General features: G+C 72.1%; 22 protein-coding genes and 1 pseudogene. 9 read left to right on the plus strand and 14 right to left on the minus strand.

Going from position 1 to position 20,450, the window contains the following annotated elements; genetic code table 11:
- Positions 1–257: 257 nt before the first annotated feature.
- The 6 genes and pseudogenes from WAB15_RS23190 (at position 258) to WAB15_RS23215 (ending at position 4,757) form a co-directional block, all read left to right on the plus strand.
- Positions 258–440, plus strand: coding sequence for a hypothetical protein (locus WAB15_RS23190; RefSeq protein WP_399149422.1), 183 nt, complete (start codon positions 258–260; stop codon positions 438–440).
- A gap of 341 nt (positions 441–781) precedes the next feature.
- A pseudogene (locus WAB15_RS23195) lies at positions 782–1,009 on the plus strand (chaplin); the annotation flags it as partial.
- Positions 1,010–1,725: 716 nt separating this feature from the next.
- A complete protein-coding gene (locus WAB15_RS23200) occupies positions 1,726–2,220 on the plus strand; it encodes a hypothetical protein (protein ID WP_399149423.1) in 495 nt (164 codons plus the stop codon).
- Between the two features lie 304 nt (positions 2,221–2,524).
- Positions 2,525–2,806: a hypothetical protein gene (locus WAB15_RS23205; protein ID WP_399149424.1), complete on the plus strand. Its 282-nt coding sequence runs from the start codon at positions 2,525–2,527 to the stop codon at positions 2,804–2,806.
- Between the two features lie 1,101 nt (positions 2,807–3,907).
- Positions 3,908–4,150, plus strand: coding sequence for a hypothetical protein (locus WAB15_RS23210; protein ID WP_399149425.1), 243 nt, complete (start codon positions 3,908–3,910; stop codon positions 4,148–4,150).
- Positions 4,151–4,478: 328 nt separating this feature from the next.
- The gene (locus WAB15_RS23215) at positions 4,479–4,757 is read left to right on the plus strand and encodes a hypothetical protein (RefSeq protein WP_393486353.1); all 279 of its coding nucleotides are present in this window, start codon (positions 4,479–4,481) and stop codon (positions 4,755–4,757) included.
- A gap of 102 nt (positions 4,758–4,859) precedes the next feature.
- Here WAB15_RS23215 and WAB15_RS23220 read toward each other — a convergent pair whose 3' ends face one another.
- The 11 genes from WAB15_RS23220 to WAB15_RS23270 form a co-directional block, all read right to left on the minus strand.
- Positions 4,860–5,189, minus strand: a complete 330-nt coding sequence (locus WAB15_RS23220; RefSeq protein ID WP_407287424.1) for a hypothetical protein — start codon at positions 5,187–5,189, stop codon at positions 4,860–4,862.
- A gap of 131 nt (positions 5,190–5,320) precedes the next feature.
- Positions 5,321–5,599, minus strand: a complete 279-nt coding sequence (locus WAB15_RS23225) for a hypothetical protein (protein WP_399149427.1) — start codon at positions 5,597–5,599, stop codon at positions 5,321–5,323.
- Positions 5,600–5,927: 328 nt separating this feature from the next.
- The gene (locus WAB15_RS23230) at positions 5,928–6,176 is read right to left on the minus strand and encodes a hypothetical protein (RefSeq protein WP_393486358.1); all 249 of its coding nucleotides are present in this window, start codon (positions 6,174–6,176) and stop codon (positions 5,928–5,930) included.
- 291 nt (positions 6,177–6,467) lie between these two features.
- Complete coding sequence (locus WAB15_RS23235) at positions 6,468–6,968, minus strand: hypothetical protein (protein WP_407287425.1); 501 nt, start codon at positions 6,966–6,968, stop codon at positions 6,468–6,470.
- A 188-nt stretch (positions 6,969–7,156) separates the two neighbouring features.
- Positions 7,157–7,549: a hypothetical protein gene (locus tag WAB15_RS23240; RefSeq protein ID WP_407287426.1), complete on the minus strand. Its 393-nt coding sequence runs from the start codon at positions 7,547–7,549 to the stop codon at positions 7,157–7,159.
- Between the two features lie 128 nt (positions 7,550–7,677).
- Positions 7,678–8,868 (minus strand): sensor histidine kinase, encoded by a 1,191-nt coding sequence (locus tag WAB15_RS23245; RefSeq protein WP_407287427.1) that lies wholly within the window; start codon positions 8,866–8,868, stop codon positions 7,678–7,680.
- A 44-nt stretch (positions 8,869–8,912) separates the two neighbouring features.
- Entirely contained in the window at positions 8,913–9,578 is a 666-nt protein-coding gene (locus WAB15_RS23250) for a response regulator (RefSeq protein ID WP_399149431.1), read from the minus strand.
- Between the two features lie 75 nt (positions 9,579–9,653).
- On the minus strand, positions 9,654–10,550 hold the full coding sequence (locus tag WAB15_RS23255) for a carbohydrate ABC transporter permease (RefSeq protein ID WP_407287428.1): 897 nt from the start codon (positions 10,548–10,550) through the stop codon (positions 9,654–9,656).
- Entirely contained in the window at positions 10,547–11,458 is a 912-nt protein-coding gene (locus WAB15_RS23260; RefSeq protein WP_399149433.1) for a carbohydrate ABC transporter permease, read from the minus strand. The genes WAB15_RS23255 and WAB15_RS23260 overlap by 4 nt, the downstream gene beginning before the upstream one ends.
- A 23-nt stretch (positions 11,459–11,481) precedes the next feature.
- Positions 11,482–12,873 (minus strand): extracellular solute-binding protein, encoded by a 1,392-nt coding sequence (locus WAB15_RS23265; RefSeq protein ID WP_407287429.1) that lies wholly within the window; start codon positions 12,871–12,873, stop codon positions 11,482–11,484.
- Positions 12,870–13,850, minus strand: coding sequence for a GNAT family N-acetyltransferase (locus tag WAB15_RS23270; protein ID WP_407287430.1), 981 nt, complete (start codon positions 13,848–13,850; stop codon positions 12,870–12,872). Before WAB15_RS23270 ends, WAB15_RS23265 begins: the two co-directional genes overlap by 4 nt.
- A gap of 142 nt (positions 13,851–13,992) precedes the next feature.
- Here WAB15_RS23270 and WAB15_RS23275 point away from each other — a divergent pair, with 142 nt between their 5' ends.
- Positions 13,993–14,877: a glycerophosphodiester phosphodiesterase gene (locus tag WAB15_RS23275; protein ID WP_399149436.1), complete on the plus strand. Its 885-nt coding sequence runs from the start codon at positions 13,993–13,995 to the stop codon at positions 14,875–14,877.
- Positions 14,878–15,176: 299 nt separating this feature from the next.
- Positions 15,177–16,427: an acyltransferase family protein gene (locus WAB15_RS23280; protein ID WP_399149437.1), complete on the plus strand. Its 1,251-nt coding sequence runs from the start codon at positions 15,177–15,179 to the stop codon at positions 16,425–16,427.
- Between the two features lie 107 nt (positions 16,428–16,534).
- On the opposite strand, the gene WAB15_RS23285 is transcribed toward WAB15_RS23280, so the two are convergent.
- Positions 16,535–16,975 carry a RidA family protein gene (locus WAB15_RS23285; RefSeq protein WP_407287431.1) on the minus strand — a complete coding sequence of 147 codons (441 nt, stop codon included), beginning with the start codon at positions 16,973–16,975 and terminating at the stop codon, positions 16,535–16,537.
- A gap of 208 nt (positions 16,976–17,183) precedes the next feature.
- Entirely contained in the window at positions 17,184–17,906 is a 723-nt protein-coding gene (locus WAB15_RS23290; protein ID WP_407287432.1) for a spheroidene monooxygenase, read from the minus strand.
- Positions 17,907–18,055: 149 nt separating this feature from the next.
- On the opposite strand from WAB15_RS23290, the gene WAB15_RS23295 reads away from it, so the two are divergent.
- On the plus strand, positions 18,056–18,679 hold the full coding sequence (locus WAB15_RS23295; protein ID WP_399149440.1) for a TetR/AcrR family transcriptional regulator: 624 nt from the start codon (positions 18,056–18,058) through the stop codon (positions 18,677–18,679).
- A gap of 48 nt (positions 18,680–18,727) precedes the next feature.
- On the opposite strand, the gene WAB15_RS23300 is transcribed toward WAB15_RS23295, so the two are convergent.
- A complete protein-coding gene (locus WAB15_RS23300) occupies positions 18,728–20,410 on the minus strand; it encodes a bifunctional 3'-5' exonuclease/DNA polymerase (RefSeq protein ID WP_399149441.1) in 1,683 nt (560 codons plus the stop codon).
- Positions 20,411–20,450 lie beyond the last annotated feature (40 nt).

The following is a 20,450-nucleotide window of genomic DNA, read 5'->3' on the forward strand; positions in this document are numbered from 1 at the left end:
CGTTCACGCAGCTGACCAGGGCGTGGGCCGGCCGCAATCGGTGTGCGGGCTCACGGGTTTGGGGGCTGCGAGCGGGCCGAACCACCCCGCCGGCCTAGTCGGCTCACTTTGTTTGAAACTCGTACCTCGCACGCGTTCCTCGCAGGCGTGCGATCAGGTGACCGCTTGGCGTGGAAGTCGGGGCCCGCCCCGCACGGGTGGAAGGGTGCCCCGTGCAGGCAGCACGCCCAACCACTCGAAGTGAAGCAGGAGCCGCTATGCGCCGTGTACTCGTCACCCTTGTGGGAGCGCTCGCTCTCACCGGGGTCCTCTCCGTCCCCGCCCATGCCGAGCCCGGTCCGGGAGTCCTCGGCATCCTCGGCGACCCCGTGAGGGCGAACTCCAACATCGGTGGGCTGCAGGTCGGTCAGCTGCCGCTGGGGCTGCTCAGTCCGCGTTGACCGGCTGGTCGCGGCCGGTGGATCCGCCGGCGCGCCGGGATTCCCGGTGGGTGGCGTCGGTTGCTCGAGTCAGCAACGGTCAGGGCGGCGGTCCGACTGTCACGTCGGGGGTGCTGCCGGCCGGACCGCCGAGGCGGCGCTCGCCCTCGGTCGGGCCCGGTAGCGGCCGCGGATGAAGAACACCTCTCCATAAAATCGAATTGGTGTCACTCGTCAGCAGCGTGAGCGCATGCACCAAGCTGAATGAGTGATCGAAATGCCGGATTCGTAGCCTTCCTCCTTCTGTCTCGTTGAGTGATGTGCGGTCCGCGGCTGTGACCGCACTGTCAAGGAGGAGTCACGTGATCAAGAAGGTCATTGCCGCTTCGGCTGCCACTGGCGGCCTGCTGCTCGCCAGCGCGGGCACGACCGTCGCCGACACGGGTGCCCAGGGCACCGCCGTCGGCTCTCCCGGCATCCTGTCCGGCAACCTGCTTCAGCTGCCGATCCACATCCCGACCAACGTGTGCGGCAACACGATCGACATCGTCGGTCTGCTCAACCCCGCCTTCGGGAACAAGTGCGCCAACATCGAGGTGTCGTCCCACGCGCGGCACCGCCACCACCACAAGGCGCCGAGGCAGCACATGCAGCAGGGCGGCCAGGACAAGCCGTCGTCGCACAGCCACCGTTCGTCGTCGGCGCACCAGATCGCCACGCAGGAGGCCGGGCACCGCGCGCTCCACCAGGTCGCGGCGGCGCCCGCCCGCCCCGAGCTGGCGCACACCGGTTCGGAGAAGGTCAGCCTGGCGGTTCCGGCCGCTGCCAGCGCCGGGCTGCTCCTCGGCGGCGTCCTGCTCTACCGCCGGGGCCGCCGCGCCGCCGCCCGGGGCTGAAACATAGGCGGTGACAGACCTTTTCGGCTGTCGCCGTGCCATGCGTGAATATGGGGCCCGGAGTAGTCAACGGGCCCCATATTCATGGGACTTGCCGGGCCGCTCCGGTCCGTTGCCGTCCCGAAGGGGACCCACGTCGAGACCACTGCCCACTGTGAAGACACCGCGGCCGGGAGTCCAATATCCGCACGGTGGCAAACGGGTGACCGCGCATCGGTTCCCGTGACCGGTCCGGGGGAATTCCCGTTGCCCCTTGGGAGAACAGCGAATGGATCCGTGGGCTGCAGCCGGGAATCGCTTCCATGTGATACCGGGGTGGCCGGCGGCGACCACGCCGGCAGTGTTGTCCGACGCGCATTCATACGACATCAGATTTTCCGTGTAACAGGTAATGAAGGGCCGAGGGTTCCATGCGCAAGCTTCACCAGGTCGCGCTCGTCGTCGCAGCGGCCGGCGGTCTGTCCGCCGTCGGCGTCGGCGGCAGCTTCGCCGACGCTCCCGTCGGATACGGCGGTGCCACCCCGCCCGGTGCCCCGCAGCAGGACACCCCCCAGGCCACCGCCTGGACCGCCTCGCAGGCCACTTCGCACGCTTCCGGCTCGCACGCCGGTCCGCAGCAGGCCGCTGCCCCGCAAAGCGCGCCGCAGCAGGCCCCGGAGGTCTCCCCGCAGGTCAACCCGCAGCTCAACCCGCAGCTCTCGCCGCAGGTCTCGCAGGTCCTGCCGCAGGCCCCGAGGGATCAGAACAACCTCTTCCGCCCCTACCAGGAGTGCAGCCCGCAGACGTTGCTCGACGCGGACCTCCCGATCGGTGTGCTCGCCAACCCGCAGACCCGTGGCATCACCTGCACCCAGAACAACACCCAGGCCAACGCCTTCGCCTCCTCCTCCGCCTCCGCACGCTGAGGCGGCCGGGCCCGCCGCGCGCGACGCCCGGCACGGGCCCTCCGGGGGATCCTCCGGAGGGCCCTTCGGCGTGCGCGCGGCCGCCCGCGTCGCGCGGCCGGCGGCGGTACGGCGCGCAGCGGCTGCCGCGCTGCCGGGCGGTCGAGGCCCTGAACTGCTAGGTCAGCGGGGGGACTTCCGGGCCCTCGATCGTACAATACGGCGCGTCGCTGGCCGATATGCAGACATTTCGTATTAGCCTCCGTAACTGTAAGAAGTCGATCCGTCGCTGATCGCTTCCGTTCAATCTTCCGGAGAGAAAAAAATGCGCAAGCTTCAGAAGGCTGCCGTCCTGGTCGCCGCCATCGGCAGCATCGGACTCCTCGGCGCCGGCACCGCCCACGCCGACGGCGGGCACGGCAAGGGGGGCAAGTTCGACATCAAGCAGGGCAGCTCCTGCCGGTCGCACGACCTGAACGTCGACGTCCTCGGCGAGGTCGGCGTCCTCAACGGCCTGCTGGGCAACGCGCTCAACGGCGAGGGCAGCCCGGGTGCGCAGTCCACCACCATGGGCTCGTCGATGGGTTGCAACAACAGCGCCTTCTGAGCACCGGTAGTCGTGTAGTCACACGAATCGGGTCCCGGTATCCGGCCGAAAGGCCGGTACCGGGGCCATTTTTGACGTTCGGCCATATTTCCGCCGAGTGGCAAATGGGTGACCGCGCACCGGTTCCCGTGACCGGGCCCGGGGAAATGCCGTTGCCCATGGGAGAGAACAGCGAATGGGCCTGTGGGTCGCCGCCGGGAAACGCTCCTCCCTGGTGCCGGGGCGGCCGGCGGCGGCCACGCCGAAAGTGTTGTCCGACGCGTATTCAGAAGGGGAGGCGATGGGATGAGCCGTCGGCTTCGAGGAAGCGTGGGAGGGCAGCGCAGCGAGTGCCGTCGCCGACCTGCGGAAGGTTTCCACCGTGGTCCGGATCGGGGTGCGCAGGGCGTGAACCCGGAACCACCACTGTTGGTGCCCGCAGGGCAGAAATAAGTAATCAGATTTCCATGTATAGGTTAATGAAGGGCCGAGGGTTCCATGCGCAAGCTTCACCAGGCATTGCTCGTCGTCGCAGCGGCCGGCGGTCTATCTGCCATCGGTGCCGGCGTCAGCCATGCCGACGCTCCCGTCGGGTATAACGGCGCCGCCCCGCCCCCCGCTCCGCAGCAGTACGCCCCGCCGGCCCCGGCCCCGCAGCAGTACGCCCCGCCGGCTCCGGCCCCCGCTCCCGCGCCTGCTCCGCAGCAGTACGCCCCGCCGGCCCCGGCCCCCGCGCCTGCTCCGCAGTACGCCCCGCCGGCCCCGGCCCCCGCCCCGGCTCCGGCGCCGCAGCAGTACACGCCCCCGGCTCCCGCCCCGGCCCCTCCGGCCCCCGCGCCCCAGCCGGCGGCCGCTCCGGCTCCGGCTCCCGCTCCGCAGCAGGCCGCGCCCCCGGCTCCGGCCCCGGCGCCCGCGCCCCAACCGGCCGCTCCGGCCCCCGCACCGCAGCAGCAGTCCGCCCCCGAGGCCGCCCCGCACCACGACACCCATGTCACCGCGACGGCCACGTCGCACGGTGCTTCGCAGGCCGCCGTCACGGACGACGCCCCGCAGCACTCGGCTCCGCAGCAGGCCGCTCCGGCCCCCGCCGCGCAGCAGTCGGTGCCGCAGATCGTCCCGCAGGTGGTTCCCCAGGCGGCGCCGCAGGTCACCCCGCAGGTCGCCCCGCAGGTCGACGTTCCGCAGGTCGTGCACCCGCAGTCCGTCCCGCACGCCGCCCCGCAGGTCAACCCCCAGGTCAACCCGCAGGTCAACCCGCTGATCAACCCGCTGATCTCCCCGGACGTCCCGCAGATCTCCCCGTTCGGGCTCGGGCGGCTCGCGGCGGCTCCGGTGGGACAGGTCGATCTGCCTCGCATGTCCTGACCGTTCGCGGACGGTCGGGTGTGGTCCCGCCCCCAAGCGCAGCTACGCGGGGGCGGGGCCGCGTCCGGCCGCCGTGGAACGTCTGGCGGGGTCGGCGCGAGCCGCCGCCGTGGGTCCGCCACCACCGCCAGCCCGCTTCCCGTAGGGCGTCCCTCGGGAGCAGAACCACCTCCTCGGCCCGTACCAGGAGTGCAGTCCGCAGACGGTGGTTGAGGCCAGCGTCCCGACCGGGACCGCTCACGAGCGGTGCGGGCATTTCCGGTCGGGCTCTCGTTACTGTCAGTAGTAGGTCTTCGCGGATCGCATCCGCTCAATCTCCGGAGAAGAAATGCGCAAGCTTCAGAAGGTCGCCGTCCTGGGTGCCGTCCTCGGCAGCGTCGGCGCCCTCAGCGCCGGTACCGCCTTCGCCCACGGCGAGGCGAGTGCCCACGACATCGACGCCAAGCAGGGCGCCTCGTGCCGGTCGCACGATATGAACATCGACGTCCTCGGGTCGGTCGGGGCGCTCAACGGCACGCTGGGCAACGCGCTCAACGGCGAGGGCAGCCCGGGTGCGCAGTCGTCCCACCTGGGCGCCAAGATGACCTGCAGCAACAGCGCGTTCTGAGCGCAGGGCGGTCGCGTACGTCACCGGAAGGGGTTCCGGCGCCGGGCCACGGGCTCGGCGCCGGAACCCCTTCTTACGTCTTCTTCAGGGCCCGGTGGGGGTTCAGCCCCCGATCTGCGGCATCGATTCGCCGTCCTCCGGCACGGTGTTGGAGCAGGTCATGGCGGGGCCGATACGGGTGGACCCGGTGTTCAGCAGGCCGTTCGCGGGCAACGTCGCGGGTGTTGACGACAGACAGTTCTGCGCCTGCTTGACGGTGTACTTGCCGTCCTGGCTGGTGTAGTCGGCGTTCTTCTGGACGCAGGAGACATTGCCCGTGAGGTCGCGGGTGCAGCTGAGCGGGGCCCCTTCGGCGTACGCCTGGGAGATGCCGGCGACGGCGAGGCCGCCCAGGAGCACCGAGACGGCTGCGATCTTCTTCCGACTGAACATTGCTGTGTTCCTTAGTGGTTGTTGCCCGGGTGCCCGTGCACCGCGGATCCGCACTTCCCGGGTCCTGAAGAAGCCGGGAAAGGGGTCCCGGCCCCGGCCGGTGGCGCCGGATGCCGGGACCCGCTCCCGCGTTACTTGCCGACGCTGTCGTTGCAGCCCAGGGACGAGCCGATCGGGGTGGACTGCGCACCCGAGTTGCCCTCGCCGTTGAGGGCGCTGCCCAGCACGCCGTTGAGGATGCCGACCTCGCCGAGCACGTCGACGTTCAGATCATGCGACCGGCAGGAGTTGCCCTGCTTGATGTCGATCCCGCCGCCCTTGCCGCCGTCGGCGTGAGCGGTACCGGCGCCGAGGAGGCCCAGGCTGCCGAGGGCGGCGACCAGGACGGCTGCCTTCTGAAGCTTGCGCATTTCTTCTCCGGAAGATTGAACGGATGCGATCAGTAATTGATCGACTTCGTACAGTTACGGGAAACTAATACGAAATGTCCCATTGTTGCGCAGCGACGCGCCGGGTGTGAAAGGCGGAATATCGGGCGACGGTCCGGGAGTTGCTCCTCGCCTTGGGCGGGTCGGGGTGTCGGTGGGTGAAGGGGGCGTGGTGCGCGGGTGGGGCGCTCGTGCGTCAGTGCCGCACCGTGCGCGGTCCGTTCGGTGTCGCCGCATGCGAACGGGCTCTCCGAGGGGAGTCCCCCCGAAGAGCCCGTGACGGCGTCGCGTGCGGCTGCCCCCGGCGAAGTCAGCCGGTGAAGGCGTGGTTGAACTGGCCGCAGCTGGTGTCGAAGTTCTGCGGGACGGCGAGCACGCCGATGGGGAGGTTGTTGTCGAGCACCGTCTGCGGACTGCACTCCTGGTAGGGACGGAAGATGTCGTTCACTCGCGGTCCGTTGCTGCCGTGGGCGTACGCGGTGCCGGCACCGGCACCGATGGCGGAGAGGCCGCCGGCTGCTGCTGCGGCGACGACCACGACCTTCTGAAGCTTGCGCATGGAACCTTCGGCCCTTCGTTACCTGTGCATAGAGGCCTGATTGCCTACTGTGACCGTGCGAACACTAGCAGTAGTCGTCTGGAGGGTTCCACTTCGCTGTACGCCATGTTGTCGAGTCGGAGAGGGAGAAAGCGGGGGCCTGGAGGAGGAGTTCGCGGCGCACCGGAGGGACGCGGTGCGGGCGGCCGCCCGGTTGCGGGGGCGCGGCGGGCGCCAACTGCGGTGCGGCCAGGGCGGTGGGAGCGACTCGGCCCCCGACCGGCGGTGCGGGTCGGGGGCCGAGCGGCGGCGTCAGCTGGTGGCGAGCGGACGCTTGCCCTGCAGGTCCTCGGAGTCGTACGCACCGGGGTTGCCGGACAGCTTCAGGGTGAAGGCGGTGAAGACCTTACGGCCGTCGACGGTCTTGGGGTCCGAGAGCGTGACGGTGGCCTTCAGCGGCTTGTCCAGGCAGGTGTCCAGGCACCAGGTGCCGGTGACCTTGCCGGTGCCGACGGCCTTCTTCGCGCCCCACTGCTGCCAGTTGACCTTGCCGATCGAGGTGAACTCGGAGAGCACCAGGTGCGCGGGGCTGCGCTCGGCGCGGCCCCGGTCCGCGTTCTCCTCCCCGTAGTGGTTGATGACGTAGGGCGTGCCGGCGGTACGGGCGATGCCCACGGTGTGCGCACCGCTCCGGTCGCCGGTCGCCGCCTGCGCCGCGTGGGCGGTGGCGAACATGCCGAGGACGGCGACTCCGGCCAGGGCGGCACCCATGACCGCCTTCTTGCGCCGGTTCGTGGGCAGCGTGCTGTTCATGACTCTCGTTCCGTTCTCTGGGGATCGGTCGGCGGTCAGAAACTACGAGCGGCGCTTCTCGGGGATCTGTCGATCATGTAACAGCGGTTCATCGACCACTGTTACATGATCAACACACGCCCGCCGTCGGCCCGGTCGAGGTGCCGCACGGCCCCGGTTCACAAGGCGACGGACAGCGGTCGCCCCCCTCAGCTCCGGCCGTCCAAACGGGTTTTGTGGCCGTCCTTGGTCACCGCGACGCCCTTGGGGACCTCGACGCGGAACCTGGCGTCGCACAGGGCGAGGCCGGTGCAGCCGGCGTCGATGTCGAGGGTGTCGCCCTTGAGGGTCCACCTCAGATGTACGGTGCCCGCGGCCGAGTCGAACCAGCGGGTGACCTTGATGTCCTTGCGGTCGGCGGCGACCAGGTCGGTGGCGACCTCGTGGGTCTTCACCTTCAGTGACGTACCGCGGTAGGGGAAGCTCTTCGATTCGGGCTTCGCCTGCGAGGCCTCCACGGAGCAGCCGGTGAGCCCGAGGGCGACGGCCGCCGCGGCGACGGCGAGCGCGGCGGGGCGCTTCGGCAGGGCGGATGACGACATCGCTTCCTCCAGGGGAGCCAGGGGCACGGGGCGCTGAACTCCCCCGAGGATCGCGGGCCCTGGAGAGCCGCACATCTGCCGTTCGGCAGATATCCGCACCCCGCTCACGTCCGTCGGCGGCTTCGCGGTCAGCGGATCGCGGGCAGCACGCATCGCACCCGCCACCCCGGCCCGTAGGGGCCCGCCTCCAGCGTGCCGCCCAGGGCGCCGGCCCGCTCGGCCAGTCCCGCCAGTCCGGTTCCGCCGCGTGGCCGGTCTCCCGAGCCGCGCTCCGGCTCCCGGACACCCCCGGTGTCGGCGACCGAGACCGCCACGGACCGGTCGGCGGTCAGGCCGGCGAACACCTCGATACGGCCGGCCCGCGGCGCATGGCGCCGCACGTTGGTCAGTGCCTCCAGCACCACGCGGTACGCGGTGTCCCCGGCCTCCGGTGACAGGGCGCCGGCCACCTCGTCCTCCAGTGAGAGCGCGACCGCCGCGGCGGTCATGGAAGCGAAACGGGCGACGAGTTCGTGCAGGTCGGCCAGGCCGTGCGAGCGGGTGGGCGGCGGCTCGCCCGTATCGACGCCGTCCGCCCCGCGCAGCGCCGCCACCGTCCGGTCCATGGACTCAAGGGCCCGCAGCCCCGCCTGCTCGATGCGGTGCAGCAGCGCGCGCTGCTCCTCGGCACCGACGGCCGGCGGGCCCTCGCCGAGCTGGGCCGCCTGCGCCTCCAGGACGATGCCGGTCACCTCATGGGCGACGAAGTCGTGCAGATCGCCGGCGACTTCGAGGCGCTGCTCGCGCCGGGCCGACGCCACCGCACGCGCCCGGCGGCCGTCCAGCGACCGCAGATAGAGCCCGACGCCCGTCGCGCAGGCGACCGGGAAGAACGCCAGCGACGCCGCGAAGACCGACTCCTTGAGGCCGGTCTGCGGCGCGTGCAGGGTGAAGCGCAGCGGCAGCAGGACAGCGGCGGCGCCGGTGAGGGCGCCGACGACGCCCACCCGGGGGCCGGGCACATCGCGTACCGCCCGCTCCAGGACGACCAGCAGCGCGGCCCCCTCGAAGGGCAGCCAGAGCAGGGCCGGTCCGGGCTTCCCGAAGGCCACGCAGTCCGCGGCGAGGGAGAGCGCCGCCAGGCCGCTCGCCGCCTGCGCGAGGGAGATCCGGCCGATCGGCCAGGCACAGATCGCCACGGCCAGCGCCAGCGCGGCCAGGACCGCCGGCAGCCAGGCCCCGGCCTCCGGTGGGGTGATGACGGCCGGGGCGAGCATGCCGCCCGCGGCCACCGCCGACCACCACCGGCGCCGCCGCCCGCCCCGCACCTGGTCCGTCATGACCGCGAGGCTACGCACCCGGCGCGGCCCGTGCGGCGCCGCCGTCAGGGCGTGCGCCCCGTCGCATAGCCCAGCTCCCAGGCCCGGACCGCGACCCCGACCCGGTTACGCACCTGCAGCTTCCGCTGGATGCTGGCCACATGGGTCTTGACCGTGCCCGCGGAGATGAACAACTCGCGGGCGATATCGGCATTGGTCTTCCCCTCGGCGACCTTTCCGGCGATCTCCCGTTCCCGCTCGGTCAGCACCGTGTCGCGCCGGCGGGGGCGCCGCCCGTCCGCGGCGCCGGTGACATGCCGCAGCAGCCGTACCGTGATCGACGGGCTGATCAGGCTGTCCCCGGCCACCGCCGCCCGTACCGCCTCGATCAGCAGCGCCGGACCCGAGCGCTTGAGCACGAACCCCGAGGCGCCGAAGCGCAGCGCGGGGTAGACGTACTCGTCGAGGTCGAAGGTGGTCACGACGACGATCCGCACCGGGTGGGCCGCGGCGGGGTCGGCCAGCCTGCGGGTGACCTCCAGCCCGTCCAACCCCGGCATCCGGATGTCCACCAGCGCCACGTCGGGGGCGAGCGTGCGCCCCAGCTCCACCGCGTCCACGCCGTTCGCCGCCTCGCCCACCACTTCCATGTCGGGCTGGCTCTCCACGATGCGGCGCATTCCCCGGCGGACCATCTCCTGGTCGTCGGCGATCAGCAGTCGAATCGTCATGAGCCGGAATTCTGCCGCACGGAGGGGCGGAACCGCCCACCGCGGTCGCAGCGCCACCCCCTGAAGGGCCTGCCCTCACTTGAGGCCGCTGAGCATCACCCCGCGGATGTAGTGCTTCTGCAGCAGCACGAAGAGCAGCAGGACCGGCAGGATGCTCAGGACGAGCCCGGCCATCATGACGGGGACCATCCGGTCGGGGTCGAGGTAGCTCTGCAGCATCTGGATTCCCACCGGCAGCGTCATCAGCCGCGGGTTGGCGGTGGAGATCAGCAGGGCCCAGATGTACTCGTTCCAGGCGTGGACGAAGGTGAGCAGGGTGAGGGTGACGGCCACCGGTTTCGTCTGCGGCAGGACGATGCGCCACCAGACGGCGAACTCGCCGGCGCCGTCGATGCGGGCCGCCTCCAGCATCTCGTCCGGGATGGCGAGCATGAACTGCCGCATCAGGAAGATCCCGAAGCCCGACACCAGGAACGGGATGACCAGCGCGGCGAGGCTGACGGTCAGGCCGGCGCCGCCGCGGCCGAGCAGATCGTTGCCGCCGGCTCCGGGCCAGTGCACCAGGATCAGGAAGTGCGGGATGAAGAAGACGAACGACGGGAACATCATCGTCGACAACACCAGACGGAAGATCAGATCGCGGCCGGGAAAGCGGAGTTTGGCGAGCGCGTAACCAGCGAGTGCCGAGGTCAGGAGTGTGGAGCCGGTGATGAGCGCGGTGGCGATGACGCTGTTGCGAAAGAGCAGCGGCAGGTCCAGCCGGGTGATCGCGGCACGGTAGTTGGAGAGGTCGAAGGCCTCGGGAAGAAACCGGTAGGGGAGTTTTCCGTAGGTGCCGGGGCCCTTGAACGAGGTCAGCAGCATGTCGAGGAACGGCACGACGGTGAGGGCCGCCCCGAGGGCCACCACGGTGTAGGAGGCCCAGGGGCGGCGGTGGCGACGGCGGCCGGCCGACGGCCCGGGTCCGTTCACGATTCCCCGCCTTTCCGGCGGAACAGCCACAGCTGCACCACCGTCACTACGGAAATGACCAGGAACAGCACGAACGAGGCCGCGGCGGCGATGCCCCAGTCGCCGTATCGGAACGCCTGCTGATACATCTCCAGAGCCGCGACATTGGTCGCATCGCCCGGCCCGCCCTCGCCCGTCATCACATTGATCAGCGCGAACGACTGCAGCCCGGTGATGAACTGGGTGAGGCAGACGAAGAGCAGGGACGGCCGCAGCAGCGGCAGGGTGATGCGCCGGAAGAGGGTGCGGCGGCCGGCGCCGTCCAGCTCCGCGGCCTCGTAGTAGACCTCCGGAATCGACTTCAGGCCCGCGGTGAGGATCAGGATCGCGGTGCCGACGGATGCCCAGGCCTGCACCACGACGATGGACGGCAGTGCCGTGCCGGGGCTCTGGAGGAAGGCGACGGAGTCCAGACCGAGGCCGTTGAGCAGACCGTTGACCAGGCCGCCCGGCTCGTACATGTACTTCCACACGTTGCCGACGGCGACCACGGTCGTCACCAGGGGCAGGAAGTACAGGGTGCGCCAGAAGCCCTGGAAGCGCAGCTGGTTGATGCAGTGGGAGACCAGCAGCGCGCCGGCGAGCGCGATCGCCACGGTGCCCAGGGCGTACAGCAGTGTGTTGGTCAGGACGGGGGTCAGGAACGTCGAGCCGCGGGCGAAGAGGTCGGTGAAGTTGGCCATGCCGACCGGCTCGATCGCACCGAGGTCGAAGCCGGCCCAGCGCGACTGCGCGAGCAGTACGGCGAACAGCAGCGGCAGGGCGAGGAACACCGCGAAGAACAGCAGGGCCGGGGCCAGGAACAGATAGGCGAGGGCGGTCTGCCGCCGCCGGGCCGCCCGGACGGGACCGCCGTCGGCCAAGGCCATGGGGCATCACCTCTCGTAGGGGCTCAGTAGGGCCGGGAGAGTTCCTGGTCGATCTGCCGGGTGAGGGTGGCGAGCGCGGTGTCGACCGGGGCGCGGCCCGTCCAGATCTCCTCGATGTTCTTGCGCAGCAGCGCGGTGGCGCGCTGGGCGCGGGGACCGTTCGGCTGCGGTACGGCGTAGTGCAGCGCGTCCAGGAAGGGGCCCCGGTTCGCGTCCCCGCCACCGGAGCCGCCCCGGCTGCCGCCGTGTCCGCCCTCGCCGCCCAGCAGCGCCCGCATATCGTCCGCGCGGCCGGTCATCGAACCGACCGAGACCTGCAGCGCGCTCATCCGCGACACCGCGCCCCGCGGCCGTCCCGCGCCGGCCGGCCGCGCGGCCGGCACCGGCGCCGCGTTGAGCCAGTGCAGGAACTCCCAGGCCTGGCGCGGATATCGGCTCCTGGCGTTCACGCCCAGCAGGAAGCCGGTCGCCAGCGTGCCGCGGTCACCCGGCGCCCGGCCCGGCACCGGCGCCACCCCGACATCCCGGTAGCCGCCGCCCATCGCCGCCCGCAGACCCGCCGTCCACCAGCCCGCGTTGACCGTCATCGCCACCTGGCCGGACGGAAAGGCACGGAAGAGCGGGATGCCGGGGTCCGCGGCGCCGCGCTCGATGAGCCGGCGCTCCAGGTCGAGGACCTCCCGGCCGACCGCCGAGCCGAGGGCGGTGCGCCGGCCGTCGGGGGTCAGGAAGGCGCCGCCGCCCGCGGCCAGCAGGGCGAGCGTCTGCCCCACGACGGTCGAGTCGTCGGCCCGTGACAGCCCGAACCCCTGCACCAGGGTGTTGCCGTGCCGGTCCCGCCGGGCGGTGCGGTACGCCGTGTCCTCCAGCTCCCGCCAGGTGCGCGGCGGTCCGCCGACGCCGGCTTCCCGCAACAGCCGCCGGTGGTAGTAGAGGGCGTAGGTCTGCACCTCCGTCGGGTAGCCGTAGACCGTGCCGTTGGCCGACGCCGCCGCCACGGCCGCGGGGGAGAAGTCCCGGCGGATCAGCCGCGCGGTGTCCCGCGGCGCCGGCCGCAGCACGCCGGCCCGCACCAGCTGGCCGGTCCACAGGCCGGACGGATGAAGGATGTCGGGGCCCTGGCCGGCGGCCTGCCGCACCATGTAGGTCGTCAGCAGATCGGTGAACTTGACCGCGGTGGTGCGTACCGTGACCCGCCGATGCGTCGCGTTCCACGCGCCGACCGCGGACTCCAGCGCCGATCTGAGGGGTTCGCTCGCATAGTGCGTCAGGACCGTCAGGGTCACCGGGGCGCCCGGGAGCCCGGCCCGGTCACCGCCGTACGCCGCGTCCCCGGGCGCCTCGCACCCCGCGGCGGCCAGCAGGGCGGCCCCGGCCCCGCCGGCGGCACCCGCCGTGAACGTACGCCGCCTCACTCGGCCTCCCACTCCAGCACCGCGAACGTCCGGGTCGTGGTGAACCCGCTGGCGCGGTACAGATGCCCCGCCGGGCTCGCTTCACCCGTCCACAGGAACCACGCCCCGTGGACGCCGAGCGCCCGCATCCGCTCCAGCGTGAGATGCAGCAGGACCTTGCCGAGCCCGGTGCCGCGCAGCTCCTGCCGTACGCCGAACGGGCCGAAGCGTTCGGTCATACCGTCGTAGGCGCCGTGCATGGCCCAGCCCGCCAGCCGCCCGTCCGGTGCGCGGGCGATGACGATGCGGTCCAGAGGGGCGCCGCCGGCCAGACACTGCCGGATCGCCCGTGCCCAGTCGGGGGTGAACTCCTCGGCGGCCAGCGGGACCAGGTCCACCAGATCGTCGTCGCACGGCGTACCGAAGCCGAACCCCCGCGCTTCCAGGGACTGCTGGTGCCGCCGTACCGCGTCCGGCACGCGGTAGCCGATCAGGCTGCGGTCCATCGCGGCGGCCTCGTAGCGGACCCGGAAGCCGAGGGCGGTCAGCAGCCGGTCGGCCTCCGGGTAGGCGGCCCGGTCCAGGCCGGGGAGCACGTAGTTGGGGGTGTACGGGGCGAAGCCGATCCGGGTGCGGCCGTGTCCGCGCAGCCAGTCGAGGGCGTCGGTGAGCAGCCGGCGACCCAGGCCCGCGCGGCGGTGCGGTGGATCGACGAAGAAGAAGAGGATCCAGCCGTCGGCCGGCTCCGGATCGCCGCCGGCGAGCGGGGTGCGGCGGCGCACCGCGTAGGCGGCACCCACCACCCGGCCGCCGAGGTCGGCCACCCGCAGGCCCTCGGCGTCGAAGTGGGGATCGAGCAGGACCAGCGTGCGGAAACGGGCGGCGCTGATCGGGTCGTCCGGGGCGCTGCGGGCCCAGGCCGCCAGCAGGGAGGGGCCGTCTCCGCGGCGGAAGGGGCGGAGGGCGGGGCGCGGGCCGGTGGCGACGGTGGCGGACATCGGACACTACTTACCGCATATCCGGCACCTTGGCGACGGTGCGCGCCCGTATGGCCCGCTCGCGTGGCGGGCCCGCGGGGCGGCAGGCATGTTGAGGAGAACGCCCGGCCGGCCTGTGGACGGGCAACCAGGAGGCTGCCGGATGCTGCGCAGAGCGCTGCGGATCCCCGCCGCCGGCGTCGCCTATCTGCTGACGGCGGCGGTGTCGTCGTCCGCGATGGCGTCGGGGCCGGAGGAGTACGCGGACGTCGCGGTGGCCCGCGCGGCACGGGCCGGGCCCGGTACCGCGGCGACGCTGGTGATCGCGCACCGCGGCGCCTCCCGTTACGCTCCGGAGAACACCCTGGCCGCCGTGGACGCCGCCCACCACCGCGGGCTGATATGGGTCGAGAACGATGTGCAGCGCACCAAGGACGGCCGGCTGGTCGTCCTGCACGACACCACGCTGCGGCGCACCACCGACGCCGCGAAGGTGTTTCCGGGGCGGGCGCCGTGGCGGGTGGGGGACTTCACCGCCGCCGAGATCGCGCGGCTGGACGCCGGGAGCTGGTTCGGCAAGCGGTTCGCGGGGGAGCGGGTGCCCACGCTCACCGCGTTCCTGCGCCGTCTGGACCACAACGACCAGCGCCTTCTGCTGGAGATCAAGGCCCCGGAGAGATATCCGGGAATCGGGGCGCAGATCGTCCGGGAACTGCGGGCGCGCGGCTGGCTCGACCGCGACCATGTCCGCAGCCGGCTGGTGGTCCAGAGTTTCTCCGTGGCGTGCGTGAAGGCCGTGCACGAACTCGCGCCGCAGGTGCGCACCGGAATTCTGGGGGCGCCGGATATGGCCAAACTGGCGCGCTATGCGCGCTTCGCCGATCAGATCAATCCCCGTATGTCCGCGCTCAGTTCGCGCTGGCTCGCGGCCGTGCACCGGTTGCGCGGGCCGCACGGCCGCCCGTTGGAGGTCTATGTGTGGGACGTGGCGAAGAACACGAACGCGCGGTCGGTCCGGGCGCGGGGTGTCGAAGGAATCATCGAATAGGCTCCAAGGGCCGGGAATCAGGCGGGATTGCCCGGATCGTGTGGGGCCGGGCGACGGCGGAGAGTGTGCCGCGGCCCGCGCTGCGTGAAGGAGCTGTGGAGAGCGGACGCCCGGCGTGTGGCCGCGGCAGGTCGGGATTTACGGGATTCCCGCCACGCGGCTATGGTGCCTGAGATGTTCGACGCCGCCACCCTCCCCGTGAATGAACTAAGACGCAGGATTTGGCTTTTGGGTTCCGAAATGCGGCCCGACGCGGGCCAGCGTCCAGCACCTCCCCTGGGATCCTTCCGGGAGGCTCCTTGAACAACGAATATCCGGCGTACGGCGAACGGCGGGTGCCGCTCCCCCCGCCGCGGCAGATGCCGCACGACACGCCGAGCCGGTCCGGCGCACCCGCGCCGGCGCAGACTTCCGGTGCCGCGACGACGACGCTGGCACCGGCGGCCGCCCCCTCGCACGCCAAGCCCAGAAGTCACGCCAAAGGCCGTGGCCGGGCCCGGTCCAAGAACACCGCGGCCGCCGGCGCCAAGCAGCGCGACGCGTTCTTCGACAACGCGAAGTACCTCGCCATCGTGCTGGTGGCGATGGGGCACTCCTGGGAACCGCTGCGGGACGGCAGCCGCACGGCAGCGGCGCTCTACATCACCGTCTACGCGTTCCATATGCCGGCGTTCATCATCATCTCCGGCTATTTCTCGCGCAGTTTCGATATGCGCAAGGACCGGCTGCAGCGGCTGATCACCGGAGTCGCCGTCCCGTACATCCTCTTCGAAGTCGCTTATACGCTCTTCAAGAGGTGGGCGGACGACGATCCGCATTACCCGATCAGCCTGACGGACCCCTGGTATCTGACGTGGTTCCTGGCCGCGCTCTTCATCTGGCGGCTGACCACTCCGCTGTGGAAAATCGTGCGTTGGCCGGTCCCGCTCGCGCTGGCCATCGCCGTACTCGCGTCCGTCTCACCGGACATCGGCGACGATCTGGACCTCCAGCGGACGCTGCAGTTCCTGCCCTTCTTCGTGATCGGGCTGGCGCTGCGGCCGGAGCACTTCAAGCTCGTACGCCGCAAGAAGGCGCGGATCGCGGCCGTACCGGTCTTCGCGGGCGCCCTGGTCTTCGCGTACTGGGCGGCGCCGCGGATGAACGCCGCGTGGTTCTACCACCGTGACGCCGCGCAGGAACTCGCCGCGCCCTGGTGGAGCGGCGCGGTGATGACGCTGGCGATGTTCGGCTGCTCGCTGGTGCTGGTGTCCTGCTTCTTCGCCTGGGTACCGGGCCGCACGATGTGGTGCACGGCGCTGGGCGCGGGCACCCTCTACGGCTACCTGCTGCACGGCTTCCTCGCCAAGGGCTCGCGCTTTTGGAACTGGTACGACACCCCGTGGGTGCACACGCCCTGGGGCGCGGTGCTGCTCACGCTGATCGCGGGCACGGTCGTCACGGTGCTGTGCACACCGCCGGTGCAGCGGATCTTCCGCTTCGCGATGGAGCCCAAGATGACCTGGGCGTTCAAGAAGGACCCGGTGGGGATGGCCCGCAGCCGGAACTGAGCCGCTGCGCAGGGGACGTCGGCGCCGGGGCGCCCGCCCCGCCGGGAGACCGGTGGGACGGGCGCCCTTCGGCTGTCCGGGGCCGGATGGCCGGGCCGCGGCGTCGGCTACCGCACCACGGCGATGCCCTCGATCTCGACCAGCGCGGCCTCGTCCCACAGGCGGGTGGCGCCGATCACGGCCATCGCCGGGAAGTCGCCGCCGACCAGGCGCTTCCACACCCGGCCGAGCTCCCTGGCATGCCGCCGGTAGTCGGCGACATCGACCGCGAAGACGGTGAGCTTGGCGAGGTCGGACGGGCCGGCCCCGGAGGCCGCCGCGACGTCCAGGAGGTTCGCCAGCGCGCGCTCGAACTGCTCGACGATGCCGTCGCCGACGATCCGGCCCGAGCCGTCGAGGGCGGTCTGCCCGGCGAGGAAGACCAAGGTGCCCGGGGCCGCGCGAACGGCATGGCTGAAGCCGGTCGGCGGCGCCAGGTGGGAGGGGTTGACGCGCTCCAGCCCGCCGCCGTTCGTGGTGCCGTCCGTGCCCGCTGTCTCAGCGCTCATCCGCGCCGGCTCCCCTCCGTCGCCAACTCGTCCCGCACGCCCGGGGATTGCGGCGCGCCCCGCAGCACACCGGGACGTCCGCGGCCCCTTCGGTGTCGCTCACCGCTGGCCCCTTCCCGGCTCATGCCGCGGTCGTCCACCGCCATCGGCCCGCTCCCGGGCGAGTTTAGGGCCTGCCGTGGATCGGGGCCCGGATCCCGCCCGGGGATCAGGGCCGGGTCCGCGGTGCCCGGCGAGACGGGTGCGGGGCCGGGGCCGCCGACGCCAGCGGGTCCCGGCCGTCCAGCGTGCCCTGGGAACCGTAGGGGCGGCAGCGTAGGAACGCCGCCTCGTGGTGGAACGGCTTCGCCCGATGCTCTTCGACCGCCTCCTTGTGCTCGGGCCGGGCGGAGCCGTAGGCGTAGCGGCGCATGGCCGACAGGCTCCGCCACACCGAGAACGTGCCGACGAAGCGGGGCGGCCGGGCCAGGGCGACGGACGCGATCAGCGCGGGATCGGCCGCGGCCCGCCCGGCGGCCTGAGAGTTGGCACGCAGGAACGGCAGCGCGCGGCGCAGCCGCAGCTGCCCGAGGGTGAGGACGGCGACCGGCTCGCCCTCCTCGTCCAGCGCGGCGCCGGGCTCGGCCTCGACCGGCATCGCACGCCACGAGCCGGAGACCCGCACGGGCTGCAGCCGCACATGCCAGCCCCCGGCCAGCTGCCGTGCCAGCGGGCTCTCGGCGAGGAAGCCGTCGAGCGCGGCGTCGTCCTCCCATGCGGCGAGCAGCGCGGCCCGGCCGGGGCGCAGCTTGGGCGGCCCGGCGGCGACGGCGCCGGTGAGCAGGGTCTGGGCCTGGCGGAGGCCGGGGACGTCCCCCGGCCGCGGGCGCTCGCGAAGGACACCGCGCACGGAGCGGGCGCCCAGGTCGGCGAAGTGTACGGAAACGATCACGATGACCCCCCGTATCCCGGCCCGCAAGCAGGGGCCGAGTAGGTTACCAATGCGTATACCAATTGGTACACCACTCAGTATCCTTTATCGCACCGACAATTGCGAGCCGGAAGCACCAGCCGGAACGAGCCAGATCGCGAGGGGTCCACATGAGCGGGATCGACCGGAGCCGCGCCGCGCGCGCCGAGACCAGGACGCGCATCGAGGACACGGCCGCCCGGCTGTTCGCCGAGCGCGGCTTCGCGGGCACGACCATCGGGGAGATCGCCGCCGAGGCCGGACTGAGCAAGCCGATGCTCTACCGCCACTTCGACTCCAAGCAGGAGCTGCACCTCGCGCTCCTGGAGCGGCACCGCGACGAGCTGGCCGCCGCCCCGATCCGCGAACTCCTCCACGGCGAGGGCGACATGGCGGCGCGGATCACGGCGATGTACGACGCCTGGTTCGGCTATGTGCAGAGCCATCCGTACACCTGGCGCATGATGTTCCGCGACACCACCGGGGACGCGGAGGTGCGGGCCTTCCACCGCGAGCTCCAGCGCCGGCAGCGCGAGACCGACATCGCGCTGCTCCGCGAGTTCGCGCCCGGCATCCCCGAGGCAGAGCTGGAGCCCCTCGGCGAGGCCATCCGCAGCTCGCTCTACGGCCTCGCCCTGTGGTGGCTGGACCGCCCCGACCACCCCCGTGAGCTGCTGGTCGCGGCGATGGTTCGGATCACCCGCGGTCTGATCTCCGGCTCCGGTGAGCCGACCGCCGCGGACACCGACCGGTGAGGTGAGGGCTTCCGCTCCATGGACCCGCGCGCCTACCGGCCGCGCTGCTCACTTCGCGTCCGCGTAGCACTCCACCACCGCGGTGGTGAACGGGAAACGGACCGGCGTCTCACCGAACGCGATCCGCCCCGCCGTCGCGGCCGCCGCCGCGATCGCCTCGGACACCGCCGCCGCCTCCCGCGCGGGGCAGTGCACGATCACCTCGTCGTGCTGGAAGAAGACCAGCTCGGCGCGGAGCCCGCCCTCGCGCAGCGAGCGGCGCAGCGCGGCCAGCACCAGCAACGCCCAGTCCGCTGCGCTGCCCTGGACGACGAAGTTACGGGTGAACCGGCCGCGGGCGCGGGCGGCCGCGGAACCGCCGCCGTACCCGGCCGGTTGCTCCTCCTCCTGGGGCAGGCCCGCCTCGTCGGGCGGCGCCGCGGACGCCGGAGGGCAGGTGCGGCCCTGCCAGGTGCGCACCAGGCGGCCCTCCTCGCCGGCCCGCGCCGCGTCGTCCACATACGCCATCGCCGCCGGATAGCGGCGGCGCAGATCGGCCATGTGCTTGAGGGCGTCGCCGGACGTCTGGCCGTAAACGGCCCCCAGCAGGCCGAGCTTGGCCTTGTCGCGGTCGCCGCCGAACGCGCGGGCGGCCAGATCCGCGTACAGGTCCTCGCCGCTGCCGGCCACCTCCATCAGACCGCGGTCGCGGGAGACGGCCGCCAGCACCCGCGGCTCCATCTGGGCGGCGTCGGCGACGACCAGGCGCCACCCCGGGTCGGCGAGCACGGCCCGGCGGATCACCTTGGGGATCTGCAGCGCGCCGCCGCCGTTGGTGGTCCAGCGTCCGGAGACCGTGCCACCGGGCAGGTACTCGGGGCGGAAGCGGCCGTCGTGCACCCACTGCTGCAGCCATGACCACCCATGGGCGGTGTGCAGGCGGTAGAGCTTCTTGTACTCCAGCAGCGGCGCCACCGCCGGATGATCGATCTGCGCCAGCTCCCACTTGCGGGTCGAGGTCAGGGAGATCCCGGCGCGGGCAAAGGCCTTGACGATCTCCTGCGGCAGATCGGGACGCACCCGCACGCCCTCCCCGAAGGCCCGGGACACCTCATCCGCCAGCTCCGCCATCCGACGGGTCTCCAGCCCGCCCGGATAGCGCTCGCCCAGCAGCCCGTCGAGCAGCTCGCGGTGCACGTCCGCCCGCCAGGGCACCCCGGCCCGGCGCATCTCCGCCGCGACCAGCATGCCCGCGGACTCGGCGGCCAGCAGCAGCCGCATCCGCTCCGGATGCTCGGTCTTCTCCGTACGCGCCACCTGGCCCGCATAGACCTCCAGCAGCGCCGCCAGCTCGTCCGTGCCGGGCGGCAGCGGCACCGGGCCCGGCTCGAAGAGGGACGGTTGGGTCTCGGCCGTACGCACGGGAGCGTCCGGAGGGACGGGCAGGCCGCGCAGCCGCGCCCAGGCGGCGGCCAGCGAACGCGGCTGGCCCGACTGGCCCTCCTCATGCCCGATCAGCAGCGCCTCGGCGGCCTCCACGTCATAGCAGCGCTCGACCCGCACCCCCGCAGCCAGCAGCCGCCGGTAGATCTCCGCCGTGGACCGCCACACCCACCGCTCGACCTCGGGCCGCGCGCGCACCGCCTCGGCGAGCGAGCCCTCCCGCACCACCGGTCCCGCGGGCCGGCCGTCCTGAGCGAGCGGGCAGAGACGAGCACCCCCGTCGCCCGTCTCCACCACCGCCCATCTCATGCTCCCGAGTCTTGCACCCGCCTCTGACAATCGATCCGGG

Origin of the sequence: Streptomyces sirii, assembly GCF_045690365.1 — a bacterium.
Lineage (GTDB): Bacteria > Actinomycetota > Actinomycetes > Streptomycetales > Streptomycetaceae > Streptomyces > Streptomyces sirii.